The sequence below is a fragment of the Natronoglycomyces albus genome (assembly GCF_016925535.1).
Lineage (GTDB): Bacteria > Actinomycetota > Actinomycetes > Mycobacteriales > Micromonosporaceae > Natronoglycomyces > Natronoglycomyces albus.
This window is the reverse complement of sequence record NZ_CP070496.1, coordinates 2342073-2354909: the sequence shown is the minus strand read 5'-3', so window position 1 is coordinate 2354909 and position 12837 is coordinate 2342073. Positions and strand designations below refer to the sequence as shown.

General features: G+C 62.4%; 11 protein-coding genes. 5 read left to right on the top strand and 6 right to left on the bottom strand.

Going from position 1 to position 12837, the window contains the following annotated elements; all coding sequences use genetic code 11:
- Positions 1 to 345: 345 nt before the first annotated feature.
- The 4 genes from JQS30_RS10000 (at position 346) to JQS30_RS09985 (ending at position 4101) form a co-directional block, all read left to right on the top strand.
- Positions 346 to 1362, top strand: a complete 1017-nt coding sequence (locus tag JQS30_RS10000) for a heme/hemin ABC transporter substrate-binding protein (protein ID WP_213170142.1) — start codon at positions 346 to 348, stop codon at positions 1360 to 1362.
- The gene (locus tag JQS30_RS09995; RefSeq protein ID WP_213170141.1) at positions 1359 to 2471 is read left to right on the top strand and encodes a FecCD family ABC transporter permease; all 1113 of its coding nucleotides are present in this window, start codon (positions 1359 to 1361) and stop codon (positions 2469 to 2471) included. Before JQS30_RS10000 ends, JQS30_RS09995 begins: the two co-directional genes overlap by 4 nt.
- Complete coding sequence (locus JQS30_RS09990; RefSeq protein ID WP_213170140.1) at positions 2471 to 3301, top strand: heme ABC transporter ATP-binding protein; 831 nt, start codon at positions 2471 to 2473, stop codon at positions 3299 to 3301. Before JQS30_RS09995 ends, JQS30_RS09990 begins: the two co-directional genes overlap by 1 nt.
- Positions 3302 to 3432: 131 nt before the next feature.
- Positions 3433 to 4101, top strand: a complete 669-nt coding sequence (locus JQS30_RS09985; RefSeq protein WP_213170139.1) for a hypothetical protein — start codon at positions 3433 to 3435, stop codon at positions 4099 to 4101.
- A gap of 301 nt (positions 4102 to 4402) precedes the next feature.
- On the opposite strand, the gene JQS30_RS09980 is transcribed toward JQS30_RS09985, so the two are convergent.
- The 4 genes from JQS30_RS09980 to acnA all read right to left on the bottom strand — a co-directional run bounded on the left by JQS30_RS09980 (position 4403) and on the right by acnA (position 9908).
- Positions 4403 to 5632 (bottom strand): Dyp-type peroxidase, encoded by a 1230-nt coding sequence (locus JQS30_RS09980; RefSeq protein ID WP_213170138.1) that lies wholly within the window; start codon positions 5630 to 5632, stop codon positions 4403 to 4405.
- On the bottom strand, positions 5629 to 6216 hold the full coding sequence (locus JQS30_RS09975; RefSeq protein WP_213170137.1) for a copper chaperone PCu(A)C: 588 nt from the start codon (positions 6214 to 6216) through the stop codon (positions 5629 to 5631). Before JQS30_RS09975 ends, JQS30_RS09980 begins: the two co-directional genes overlap by 4 nt.
- Positions 6217 to 6516: 300 nt before the next feature.
- Entirely contained in the window at positions 6517 to 7068 is a 552-nt protein-coding gene (locus JQS30_RS09970) for a hypothetical protein (protein WP_213170136.1), read from the bottom strand.
- Between the two features lie 167 nt (positions 7069 to 7235).
- On the bottom strand, positions 7236 to 9908 hold the full coding sequence (gene acnA, locus JQS30_RS09965) for an aconitate hydratase AcnA (RefSeq protein WP_281398345.1): 2673 nt from the start codon (positions 9906 to 9908) through the stop codon (positions 7236 to 7238).
- A gap of 139 nt (positions 9909 to 10047) precedes the next feature.
- On the opposite strand from acnA, the gene JQS30_RS09960 reads away from it, so the two are divergent.
- Positions 10048 to 10524 carry a VOC family protein gene (locus tag JQS30_RS09960; RefSeq protein ID WP_246497853.1) on the top strand — a complete coding sequence of 159 codons (477 nt, stop codon included), beginning with the start codon at positions 10048 to 10050 and terminating at the stop codon, positions 10522 to 10524.
- Positions 10525 to 10771: 247 nt separating this feature from the next.
- Here the strand turns inward: JQS30_RS09960 and JQS30_RS09955 are convergent, their stop codons facing one another.
- Together JQS30_RS09955 and JQS30_RS09950 are read right to left on the bottom strand one after the other, a co-directional pair.
- Positions 10772 to 11986: an aminotransferase class V-fold PLP-dependent enzyme gene (locus JQS30_RS09955; RefSeq protein WP_213170134.1), complete on the bottom strand. Its 1215-nt coding sequence runs from the start codon at positions 11984 to 11986 to the stop codon at positions 10772 to 10774.
- Positions 11983 to 12789: a tryptophan 2,3-dioxygenase gene (locus JQS30_RS09950; protein WP_213170133.1), complete on the bottom strand. Its 807-nt coding sequence runs from the start codon at positions 12787 to 12789 to the stop codon at positions 11983 to 11985. The genes JQS30_RS09955 and JQS30_RS09950 overlap by 4 nt, the downstream gene beginning before the upstream one ends.
- Positions 12790 to 12837 lie beyond the last annotated feature (48 nt).

Genomic DNA, 12837 nt, shown 5'->3' with positions numbered 1-12837 from the left:
AGGATGTGGTCACTCACCTTCCACTCCTCGGCGGGCTCGCTCCTCCCACCGCCAGCGACCACCCAGCGTCGCGGCAATGGCGAGCCCAGGGTTCATGTTGTGGCCCCTGCCCCGTAGTCAGCAGGGGCCACGACATGAACCTTCTGCACGCCAGGGAGGAAACTGCGGCCCCAGACCGCGCCAGCGCAACCGCCCCCTACCAACAGCCATGAGCGAGGCCATGCCAACCGACCGCCCGGTGCGGGCCGGTCTCAACGCTAGGTCGAGCCCCGGCGACACATACCCCTACGAACGAGCCCCTCGCCCTGCCATCCGGTGAATCGCCCCAGCGTAAGGAAAAACCATATGTCTCGCCGTCTCCGTCGTCGCTCACTGCTACTGGGGGTTCCCGCCGCCACCGGACTGGCCGTCGGTGGCCTCTGGTGGGGGCTGCGAGACACGCCAGACCCAACGTCAGCCGCGACGGTCGACAACGACGCAGTTCCCACCGCAGTCGAACCCATAGAAACCACAGCGACCCCAGAGCTGCCGGTCACCGTCACTGACGCCACGGGACAAGAGATCACCATCACCGACATCAGCCGGATAGTGCCACTCTCAGGCGCGATTAGCGAGATCGTCTTTACCCTCGGGCTGGGGGACCGTATCGTCGCCCGCGATGTGACGGCAACCTTCGATCAAGCCGCCGATCTACCACTGATTTCCCACGGCCACGACGTATCGGTCGAAGGAGTCCTGTCCACCCAGCCAACGCTCATCCTCACCGAACCGGCCTCGGCCGACGATGCGACCTTGGACCAATTGCGTGCCGCCGGAGCCACCATCGCCACTTTTGACTCTGTCACAGATCTGGCCGGGATCAACCCACGAATCGACGCCATAGCCACCGCTTTGGGCGTACCTCAGGCCGGATATGACCTCATCGAACACACCGACCAACGCATAAGCTCCGCAGCGGCCACTACCGGGGAAGGACCGCCACTACGCGTGGCGTTCCTGTACTTGCGAGGATCGGCGTCGGTATATTTCCTGGGCGGCACCAACTCCGGAGCCAGCGACATCATCGAGGCGGCCGGAGGGATTGACGCGGGCAAGGAAGCTGGGCTCGAAGGCGACTTCGTCCCCTTGACCCCCGAGGCCATGGCCGCGGCACAACCCGACGCGTTCCTCACCATGACAAAAGGTCTCGATTCCGTCGGCGGTGTCGACGGGCTCCTGCAATTGGCGGGCGTGGCCCAGACCCCGGCTGGACAGAACCGGCGAGTCGCCGCGATCGCCGACGGTGTCTTGCTCAACTACGGCCCCCGCACAGCCGATGTCATCACATCGCTCAGCGCGCAGATTCACGGTTCGGTCCAATGACGGTAACCGAGACCAACCCTCCACAATCCCCGCCAAGGTCGCTAAACCAACAACAGCGGCACGAGAACTCACGGCTGAGCCGCATTGGCGGACCGGCTCTCTTGACCATCGCCATGATCGCGGTGCTGGCCACGGGAATCGTGGTCTCGGCTGGCACCGGCGCCTACCACATCGGCGTCTCAGAAGTGTTGGACTCCATAGCGAACCGACTCGGACTCGGCGGAGGCCCGGTGGATGACTTCGGTGAAGACGTCCTATGGAACATTCGGTTCCCCCGCGTCGTGCTCGCCTGCGTCGTCGGTGCCTGCCTCGCGGTCGGAGGCACCCTTATGCAGGGAATGTTCGGCAACCCGTTGGCCGAGCCGGGCATCATTGGCGTCTCCACCGGAGCTTCAGTCGGCGCCGTGGCCGCCATCGCCCTCAGCCTCACCTTCGCCGGTACCTGGACCATCGGTGTATGTGCCTTCATCACCGGCCTGATCACCGTCGTGGTCGTCTACGCGATGTCGCGATCAGGCGGAAAGACCGAGGTTGTCACCTTGATCTTGACGGGGGTTGCCATCAACGCCTTCGCCGGAGCGGGCATCGGGCTCCTGATCTTCATCTCCGATGAATCGCAAATCACTTCGATCACCTTCTGGCAGATGGGTTCCCTCGCCCAAGCCACCTGGCCCAAAGTCATCGCGATCCTGCCATTGGCCGCGCTTGGCCTGATCATCGCACCGTTGTACGCCCGCAGCCTAGACTTGCTATCGCTGGGAGAGCGGCCCGCCCGCCACCTAGGTGTCAACGTGGAACGAATGCGGATCGTCCTCATCGGAGTCATCGCCCTCCTGACCGCGGCGGCGGTCGCCGTATCCGGTGTCATCGGATTTATCGGGCTCGTGGTACCGCACCTGTTGCGCATGGCAATCGGCCCGGGCCACCGCGTCCTCATACCACTGTCCATGCTCGGAGGCGCAGCCGTCCTCGTGTGGGCGGACTTGGCCGCTCGTACCATCGCCGCCCCCGCCGAACTACCGCTAGGGGTCCTCACCGCGCTAGTGGGCAGCCCGTTCTTTTTCTGGCTCTTGCGCCGGACCCGCCGACGCCAAGGAGGATGGGCCTAATGTTCTCCGCGCTCTTGCGCCACAGCCACGATGAGGTGGAACGATTCCGTTCCCACTATGAAGGCCACGTGGTCAACGTCCGCGACCTGATCGTGGACCGGGGAGGCCGACGGGTGCTCGACCGGGTCGACCTCACGGTCAAACACGGCGAAGTCGTCAGCCTTGTAGGCCCCAACGGGGCAGGAAAATCCACCTTGTTGGCCGCGATATGCACCGACCTCGAACCCACTAGCGGCGACATCACCCTCTACGGCACCCCCATCGAACGCCTACCCGCGTTGGAGATCGCCCGCCGGCAAGCTGTCTTGCCACAGGCACACACCGTATCGTTCCCCTTCACCGTGGTCGACATCGTGCGGATGGGGCGCAACCCGTGGGCTAAGACCGCCGCCGAGGAACACGACGAGGACCACGTCGAGGCGGCCATGGCCCGCTGCGATGTCACGCACATGCGACACACGGCGTTCAACACCCTCTCCGGAGGCGAAAAGGCCCGCGTGATGCTCGCTCGCGTTCTGGCTCAAGACACTCGGGTCTTGTTGCTCGACGAACCAACCGCCGCACTCGACTTGCGCCACCAAGAACTCGTCGGCCGCACCTTGCGGGAACTGGCGGCACAAGAGAGGGGCATTATCGTCGTCTTGCACGACCTGAACCTCGCCGCCGCCTATAGCGACCGCATCGTCCTACTCGACCAGGGAACCGTTGCCGCCAGCGGCACCCCCGAGGAAGTGCTGCGGCCCGAGCTGATCAGCCAGGTGTATCAACACCCGGTGACGACGACGACCGTCGAGGGCTCTCCGCTCATACTGCCCCAGCGCGATCTATGATCCCTCAGCCATCCACCGATGGGTAAAAGTCGACCTCGAAGACCACTTTCGCCGCCACTTCCCAACCATTGGGCCGCAGGGTGTCCCACTAGCATGAGAGACAGGAAACCTCATCAATGAAAGGACACCCCATGGGCACCCACCCATCAACACGGTCACTCCTCGGTGCGACCAGCTTCGCGCTGGCGGGCATCGCGTTCATTCTCTATCCGACCCTGCGTCCTTGGGGCGACAAGACTGAGGGCGACACGGTAGCGAACGCCGCTGCGTTCGCCTCCGACGCCTGGTTGGTCTCACATTGCCTGGGAATGGTCGGTTTCATTGCCACTGCCGTGGGTCTATGGACCTTCGCCGGATGGATAAACGCTGGGCCACATACTCGCCTGCTCACCGCGGCCGCCGCCACTTTCTTGACCGGAGTCGGCCTCACCTTGCCCTACTACGGGTTGGAGACATTCACGCTCAACACCGTGGCTAAGGAATTGTCCGCAGGTGAGGCTGTCGCCCTCGCCGATCAGATTCGTGAACATAGCCTTGCCATGACCTTCTTTGGCCTCGGTCTGGTGGCCTTGGCGCTGGGCGCGGTCATGGCCGCGGTGGCACTGTGGCGCACCGGAATCGCGCACCGCTGGTCGGCGGTCATCATGGCCGGAGGATTCGCGTTGTACCTGCCGCAGTTTTTCACCCCACCGGCGGCTCGCATCGGACATGGCCTCGTGCTGGGATTGGGTTTGCTGTGGATGGCCTGGGCGATGCTGCGGCCTGCCAAAGCTGTCGGAAGTCAAGCGGGGGAGGGCTAGCCGCCGATCCTTAAGGTAGCCGGATCCACAGTCAACGATCAGATAGGTGCCTCGTCGCCATTGGGTTGGACTTCCCCCAAGCGACTCCAACGAAATGGAAATGCTCGAACCGCGCCGGTGTGGTTGATCGGCAGCTAGACCCCCGTCGTCGACGTGGGGAGCCTCGCCACCCATCGGGTCACACACATCGGTCGGAACAGTGCACAGGGATGGAGCGGGCCACAGGCCCGCTCCATCCCTCGGTTGAGGAGGTGGTCACCCGCTCCTATCTACGAGTCGTCCCCAGGAGCGAGAACCGTTCCTAGCGATCCAACAGTGTCTGCCCCACCCAGCCCCCATATTCACAGCCTGGCGGGACAAAGAAGACCGAGGAACCCACCGGGGTCGTATACGAATTGAGCATGTCGGCCTCCGCCAAGCGCTCCTGAATCGCCACGAACTGGCGCAGCCGCGCCTGAAACGACACGAACAACAGCCCCGCCTCAGGCGTTCCCCCAGCAGTCGGCCCCGCATCGAAGTTGTAACTACGGCGAAAAATCCGCGCCCCATCGTCGCTATGAGCCCGCCGAATGTGGGCATTGGTCGGAATCACGGGCAACCCGCCCTCCTTCCGGGCCGCAAAGTCCGGCTCGTCGTGCTCAGCAGTCCCTCCCAACGGTGCGCCGGAATCCATCTTGCGACCCAGCGCCAGTTCCTTACCGACCTCATCGAGCCGGTCCCATTCATCCAACTCCACTCGGATGCGCCGCACCACCATGGTCGTTCCACCGGTGAACCATTCCGGAACATCAGGGGCCGCATCAGCCCACACCGTTTGTGAGAACTCATCGGTTCCCGGTCGAGGATTAGAGGTACCGTCGAGCTGCCCCATGACATTGCGCGGCGTGTCACTGAGGACTGTCGGTAGGGGCCGAAAACCGCGCTGTGCCCAGCGCACACTCATGAAAGCACGTAGATCCTTGACCATCATGCGCTGTGCGTGGATAAGCGCCAGTTCATCGTCGGCGCACAACTGGACGATAAGATCCCCATCCGTCCATTGCACGTCAAGTCGGTCGATATCGAATCCAGGGATACGGACCGGTCCCTCCGGCAGCTGGGTGGCCAAGCCCAGTTTTGTAAACAGCATGGGGCCGAACCCGAACGTGACAGTCAGCCCCGCCGGGTTCTTCGCCAGCGTCGGGTCATTGTCGGCCAGCGCTGGCTGCCCCTGAGTCAGCCGGGCCGCATCATCGGAGATGATCCGCATCAGCGCCATGAAACGCTCCAGGTCGACTTCCTCATTGAGGTCGAATGCCAGCAATAGCGCATGGGCTTGCGGATCGGTCGCGATTCCTGCCTGATGTGGGCCGAAAAACGCCTCCACTCGTTGAGAGGCCATTTCCGAGTCGTCGGTCGGTTGAGGTCGTACCCGCTGGGAAATCATGTGGCCACCCATGGCCCCGGCGGCGGCGCTGGCGGCGACGCCAGTGGTGGCGGCCGCGTAGCCTAGTAGTCGCCTCCTGCTTAGTTGATTTTCTGAGGCACTCATACGGAGTCCCTCTTTCCGTGCCCATTGTGGTCGTGTTCAGTGTGGTCGGCGTGGTTGTCGCCGGACTCGTACTCTTCTTCGCCGCCAGTGGCGTCTTTGGCGATGGTATCGACGGTGAGTTCCGAGTCATCGTCGAAGATCAGCGTGATCGCGACAATGTCCCCGGCAGTTATGGGCTCCTCGAGGCTCATGAACATGAAATGGTCGCCGCCCCGGACTAGTTCGTGTTCACCGTGCGCGGGGATGGTGAATCCTGCTTCCTTTTGACGCATGGTGGTGTTCCCGTCCACCGCCACCACCTCGTGTAGTTCCATGATGGATAGTTCGCTGGCGACCTCGACTATGCGCACCTCGGTGGCGGAGGAATTCTCGATGATGCCGAAAGCGGCGGTCATGGCATCATCGGTCGCCGCCACCCAGGCGTCGGTGACCGTGACCGCGTCGGCCATGGTGGAGGCTGGAGTTTCAGAGACCGGCTCGTGGTTGCTGCCGCAGCCGATGAGCGTCATGGTGGCTGCGAACGCGGCGGTGGCGCCGACAAGACAACGTGGTGAAAGGGTATGAAGAGAACGTGCAGTGGTCACAAGTGTTCCTGATTCTGTCGAAACGATGAGAGGGCCGATGGCACGGCTCGGGTTCGCCGAAGTCCTCGGGTCAGCGTCATAACTGGCCTTGAGCGGAAGTGAGGATCGATCACTTAATGCGCGTGGGCCTGGCCGCGGCCAGTCAAGGTGACCGGACGGATAAAGGCGTCGCTGCGGCCTTGACAAGCAATCCAAGGACGCGGCGGCCGACGAGCGATTCGTGCAGGAAATGGAGTCAGCCAAGACAGCGACAGCTGTCTGGCCCAGTGCGTTACATGCGACTGACCCCAGAAATAGGACTTAAATGAGCACGCACGCCGGTGGTCCCCGCCGGGGCGCGACCAAGGCCAGCCCCGTCAGTTGCGAGCGGCGCGGGCATTCCGCCTTAGCCCGGACAACCAGGCTGGTGACCAGCGGGATAGCGGCGGCCATGAACGCAATCAGCGCGGGCGCCAGCCATAGAAGCAGATAGTCGAAGAATGCCGCTAGTGCGGCGTCACCTCGGGCCAACCACACTGCCGAAACCCCGGCCGCCGCAGCGTGGAGAAGCACCATCGCCATTGGCTGATGATGGGTGTGCGTACCAGCCCCGGCCGGGTCGGCCCCGAGGGTGAAAAGAATATGCAAGAGGACCTGGCTGGTCAGACAAGCTGACAGGATTGTCGTAATGCCGCGCTGACGACCGGCGAGAACATAGGCGCCCGCGCCAATGAACAAGGCTGCGGCCGTGTAACCCAGCCATGAAATCGATTCGCCGCCAGCCAGCCGGTGCAGCCCTGCCGAGACGGTGACGCAGACAGCCGCGAAGATCCCTGCTCGCAGGAAGCGAAGGAGCGGCTGACCAATGTGCATGCAGAAATACTCTCAAGCCACGGTGATCTTGGCGCACGCACCCACCGTCTGGTGGCAGTCGCCTCCCTTTCAGTCCTCTGTAATCCAGAAATGGCGATGGGGACGGCCCTCGGGCCGTCCCCATCGCCGTGTTGCCAGTCTCGGGCCAGGCCCCAGACTAAAACACGTTACTTGTTGAGCAGGTTGCGCAGCACGTACTGCAGGATGCCGCCGTTGCGGTAGTACTCGGCTTCCCCAGGCGTGTCCAGCCGTACGGTCGCGTCAAATTCGACAGTTGAGCCGTCTTGCGCGACAGCCTTCACGTTCACTGTCTCGGGGATCGTATTGTTGATCTCGGAGATGCCGGTGATGGAGATGGTCTCTTCACCGGTCAGGCCCAAGGTGTCGGCGTTCTCGCCTTCGGGGTACTGCAAAGGCAGCACACCCATACCGATCAGGTTCGAACGGTGGATACGTTCATACGACGCTGCCACCACAGCCTTGACGCCCAGTAGACGGGTGCCCTTGGCTGCCCAGTCGCGGGAAGACCCGGTGCCGTACTCCTTACCTGTCAGCACGACCAGCGGCACGCCAGCCGCCGCGTAGTTCTGAGCCGCTTCGTAAATCGTGGTGACCGGGCCGCCCTCGGCGGTGAAGTCACGGGTCCAGCCGCCCTCGGTGCCGGGAGCCAACTGGTTGCGCAGACGGATATTGGCGAAGGTCCCGCGGATCATGACCTCGTGGTTACCTCGGCGCGAGCCGTAGGAGTTGAAGTCGGCGGGTTCGACGCCCTGTTCGCGCAGGTACTGTCCGGCCGGGCTGTCGGCCTTGATGGTGCTGGCCGGAGAAATGTGGTCGGTTGTCACGGAGTCGCCAAGTTTGGCGAGGACGCGAGCGCCCTGTACATCCTCCACTGGTTCCGGAGTAGCCGACATACCCTCGAAGAACGGTGCCTTGCGCACGTAGGTGGAGTTCTCGTCCCACTCGAACAGATTGCCCGTTGGAATCGGCAGCGACTTCCACGTCTCGTCGCCCTCAAACACCGAGGCGTACTGCTCCAGGAACATGTCGCGGCCGATGTTGGAATGGACCACCGCGGCGATCTCATCGTAGGAGGGCCAGATATCACGCATGAAGATCTCTTTGCCCTCGGCGTTGGTGCCCAGCGGTTGCGTCTCGAGGTTAAAGTCCATCGACCCCGCCAGCGCGTAAGCGACCACCAGCGGCGGCGAAGCCAGGTAGTTCATCTTCACATCGGGGTTAATGCGTCCCTCGAAGTTTCGGTTACCCGACAGCACCGCCGACACGGCGAGGTCGCCGGCGTTGACGGCGGCCGAGACCTCTTCGGGCAGTGGACCGGAGTTGCCAATGCAGGTGGTGCAGCCGTAACCGACGAGGTTAAAGCCCAGCTTGTCAAGGTAGGTGTCCAATCCGGCGCGCTCGAGGTAGTCGGTGACGACCTTCGAGCCCGGGGCCAGCGATGTCTTAACCCACGGTTTCGTCAGCAAGCCCGCCTCGACGGCGTTCTTCGCCAGCAGGCCCGCGCCGACCATGACAAACGGGTTTGAGGTGTTGGTGCACGAGGTGATGGCGGCGATAACGACCGCGCCGTGGTCTACCTCGAACTCTTTGCCGTTGGAATAGACCGTCTGCGGGTTCGAGGGGCGGTCGCCCTCAAAACCATCGACATAGTTGGCCACGTCGCGACGCCAAGCGGTGTCCGCCGCGGAAACCTCAATCCGGTCCTGGGGGCGCTTCGGCCCAGCGATCGAGGCCTTGACCGTGCTCAGATCAAGTTCCAGGTACTCCGAGTAGGCCGGTTCTGCCTTCGGGTCGTGCCACATGCCCTGCTCTTTGGCGTATGCCTCGACCAAGGCGATCTCTTCCTCGGTGCGTCCGGTCATACGCAGGTAGTCAGTGGTCTGCTCGTCCAGCGGGAACATCGCGCACGTCGAACCGAATTCGGGGCTCATGTTGCCCAGCGTGGAGCGGTCGGCCACCGGAACGGTGCCTACGCCCTCACCGTAGAACTCGACAAACTTACCGACGACACCATGTTCACGCAGCATCTGCGTAATGGTTAGAACCAGGTCGGTGGCGGTAGCGCCAGCGGGCATCTTCCCGGTCAGTTTGAATCCAACGACGCGGGGGATCAGCATGGAAATCGATTGGCCGAGCATCGCGGCCTCAGCCTCGATACCGCCTACGCCCCAGCCCAGCACGCCGATGCCGTTTTGCATCGTGGTGTGCGAGTCGGTACCGACACACGTGTCGGGGTAGGCGACGCCATCGCGCGTCATGACCACGCGGGCGAGGTTTTCAATGTTGACCTGGTGGACGATGCCAGTTCCCGGCGGAACGACTTTGAACTCGTCGAATCCAGTCTGGCCCCAGCGCAGGAACTGGTAGCGCTCGCGGTTGCGCTCGTATTCACGTTCCACGTTGCGCTGGAAGGCGTCGGGGCTGCCGAAGTAGTCGACGATGACCGAGTGGTCGATCACCAGTTCGGCAGGGGCCAACGGGTTGATGGTGGCGGGGTCCCCGCCGAGGTCGGATACGGCTTCGCGCATGGTCGCCAGGTCGACTACACAAGGGACGCCGGTGAAGTCTTGCATGATGACGCGACCGGGCGTGAACTGAATTTCGACGCTGGGGTCGGCTTTGGCATCCCAGTTGCCGAGGGCGCGGATGTGGTCGGCGGTGATGTTCGCGCCGTCTTCGTTGCGCAGTAGGTTTTCCAGCAGCACCTTGAGGCTGAAGGGAAGGCGCTGGTGGCCCTCGACCGTGTCGATGCGGAAAATGTCGTGTTCGGTGCCGTTGACGGAAAGCTTTCCGCGGGCGCCGAAGGAGTCCTTGCTCACCACTTGTACTCCTATTAGTTCGTAGTTTGCAGCACTCTTAGTCTGCCTTAGTGAAATGGATTGGTGGCGCAGGTGGCACATCTGGCGATGGATGGCACACTCGCGAACCAAACCGTACGTACGTCTTGTTAAGATTGCTGTGAGCATATCACGGGAAGGGCACGACATGTACTTTGGTATTCACCACATCCAACTGGGATTCCCCGTCGGAGAAGAGGCCAAACTAGCCCCCTTCTATGTCGATATCCTCGGGCTTACAGAACTGGCGAAACCACCGGCGCTGGCGACTCGAGGCGGAAAGTGGTTCCGAGGCCCCACCGGAGGGAACATCGAGTTCCACCTCGGAGCGATTCCCGGCTTCCAGGCCCCACCGAAAGTGCATCCGGGAATCGTCTGGGGCGATATCGAATCCCTAACGGCGTTGGCCGACCGCCTGCAGTCCGCCAATTACCCAGTCACCTGGGACGGTGAACTGGAAAATCATCCCATGTACCGCAACGACGGCAGCGCAGCCGACCAAAAGACGGTCTCTGCGGGCTACGTACGCTTCTACACGCGATGCCCCTTTGGAAACCGGTTGGAATTCATGGCGCTGGCCCAAGAGCCGAAACGGTAGTGGCTCACGCACGGGGAGATCGATAGGTGCACTGGCATCCACGTCAAGGAGCCTGCCTCGAAACCAACGCATCCAGGCCGCGGGCGCGGGCAGCTTGAACACAGGTCACCTCGTATAGCAGTCGATCGAGGCGCAAGTGGGCCCACGTTGTCCATTCGTGCTCATTGGCGGACTGTCACGCGGCCCTCGGCAAGGGCCGCGTGCAGCGCCAGGCCCCTCGCCGAGGGCTCAAGTAAAACATCATGGATCACACCGTGCGTGCCACTTCGCCCAAGATGGACATCGCTTCGCGCAGCTGGTCGTCGGTGAGATAAGGCGCTGGTCCAAAGCGAAGGAAAGCGCCTCGGGCGTCGGTGAGAACTTCCTTGTCAGCAAGACGTTGCTGTAGTTGGGCAGCGTGAGGGCTGGACAGGGTCAGAAAGCCGCCTAGGTCCTCAGTGGCCATCGACCGGTCCCGAGTCACCACCGAATCGGGGAGGTCGAGCCCGTCGAAGGCGTCCATGAGTACCCCGACCTGGTGGCGGTACACCTGCTCCAAAAACGAGGCCGTTAGTCCCTGTTCAGCGAAAAAGGTCGCGACGGCAGCCGCCCGGTAATGACTGGTGGGGTCATAGGTGGAACCGGCGAAGCGTTGTCCGCCTGGTCCATAGGCGACCTGGCCGGACTCGTTGGACTCCGAAAGCGCTCCGAACTGTGCGTACCAGCCGGTGACGACCGGTCGAAGTTGCTGGGCATGAGCAGGTAGCCGCATCCAGCACACTCCCTCGCCCCACTGCAGATACTTGTAGCCACCGCCGACTATCCACGCCGAATCCAACCCGAGGTCGGCCACCGAAAAGACGGACGGTCCGATGTGGTGGTAAGCGTCGACAATGAACTCCGCGCCGACCTTGCTAGCTTTGGTCGCCAACAGGTCCAGATGTGGAATTCGCTGCGAGGTCGTGAAGAGGACCGAGGAGACCAGCACAGCGGCGGTGTGGTGATCGCAGCGAGCGGCGATTCGCTCCGACAGGGTCGAGACCGGCTGAGCCGAGACGACATCCACCTCAAGCCCGTCTTCGGCCAGTCGCTGCAATTGCCGGGTAGCCGAATGAAATTCCATGTCCGTGGTGATGATCTTGCCTCGACCAGATCCGGAACCCTTGGCACCCAAAATCCCAAAACCGGACAGCAATCGAATCAACAATTCGTGCGTCGAGGACCCTAGCGCAATATCCGCGCCTGGGTCCTGAATCCACGCCCGTACCGCTGCTCGTAGGTCGTCGGCCTTGGCCAGCGCGTCGTCCCACTTTGCGTCAACGCCGCGGGCGGCTGAGGTGAAACTCTCCGTGAGTCCATCGAGGGCCACATCCGGCCATGCCTGATGCGAATGGCCGGTCAACAGGAGCCGGTCGGCGACCTGAAATCGAGAGTAATGCGAGGCCAGAACGTTGGGGGAGGATGTCAGTTCTCCCAAGTTCACAGTTTGCTCCTTACCGCCCACAGGTCCGGGAAGGCCGGAGTGAACGTGGTGGATTGCAGGTAGTTGACGCCAGAGGAACCCCCGGTGCCCATTTTGTCCCCGATGGTGCGTTTGACCATCATGACGTGGCGGTAGCGCCATTCTTGGAAGCCCTCGTCGAGGTCGACCATTTGCTCGGCGACGAAGGCGGGACCCTCGTCCTTGGCATAGACCTCGATCAAGATGTCCTGGACCGGCTCGCAGGCCTCCAAAGGCTGGGTCACGTCTCGATCGGTGGGAACCGCATAGCCGCGGTGCGACAGGTAGGTCAAGAACGAGTCGAACAGATTCGGGCTGGTCAGCTCTTGTTTGATGGCCGCGTATTCGCTGCTGTCGGGGGCATAGTGACGCAACACCGAGTCGTCCCGGCGGCCCATGAGGGCCTCCAACTGCCGAAATTGGGCGCTTTGGAAGCCCGAGGAGGCATCAAGGCGGGAGCGGAAGCTGGCAAATTGAGTGGGGGTCATGGTTTCCAGCACGTCAATGTTGGCGACGGCGGCTTTGAGGATGCTCAATGAGCGGCGTAGCGTACGAAGCGTGCTCGTGGTCTCGCCCAGTTTCATGCGCCGTTGAACCTCGTGCAGTTCGTGCAGCATTTGCTTGAACCACAGTTCATAGACTTGGTGGATGATGATGAACAACATTTCGTCATGTTCATCGGAGCGCGGACGTTGCGCGGCGAGTAGTTCGTCCAGCGCCAGATATGAGGAATAGGTCAAAGCGCCCTGGGGGCTCTCGCCCGCGGGCTTGTGTGGGTGGTCCATAACTCGTTTATACACCTGCCACAGATGGGGGCTCCGCTGCTTGCGCAG

What these genes read in the sequence shown, in the direction of transcription:
- JQS30_RS09995 (WP_213170141.1), top strand. Translation starts at nt 1,359, where the DNA reads ATGACGGTAACCGAGACCAACCCTCCACAATCCCCGCCAAGGTCGCTA.
- JQS30_RS09990 (WP_213170140.1), top strand. Translation starts at nt 2,471, where the DNA reads ATGTTCTCCGCGCTCTTGCGCCACAGCCACGATGAGGTGGAACGATTC.
- JQS30_RS09950 (WP_213170133.1), bottom strand. Translation starts at nt 12,789, where the DNA reads ATGGACCACCCACACAAGCCCGCGGGCGAGAGCCCCCAGGGCGCTTTG.
- JQS30_RS09970 (WP_213170136.1), bottom strand. Translation starts at nt 7,068, where the DNA reads ATGCACATTGGTCAGCCGCTCCTTCGCTTCCTGCGAGCAGGGATCTTC.
- JQS30_RS09980 (WP_213170138.1), bottom strand. Translation starts at nt 5,632, where the DNA reads ATGAGTGCCTCAGAAAATCAACTAAGCAGGAGGCGACTACTAGGCTAC.
- JQS30_RS10000 (WP_213170142.1), top strand. Translation starts at nt 346, where the DNA reads ATGTCTCGCCGTCTCCGTCGTCGCTCACTGCTACTGGGGGTTCCCGCC.
- JQS30_RS09985 (WP_213170139.1), top strand. Translation starts at nt 3,433, where the DNA reads ATGGGCACCCACCCATCAACACGGTCACTCCTCGGTGCGACCAGCTTC.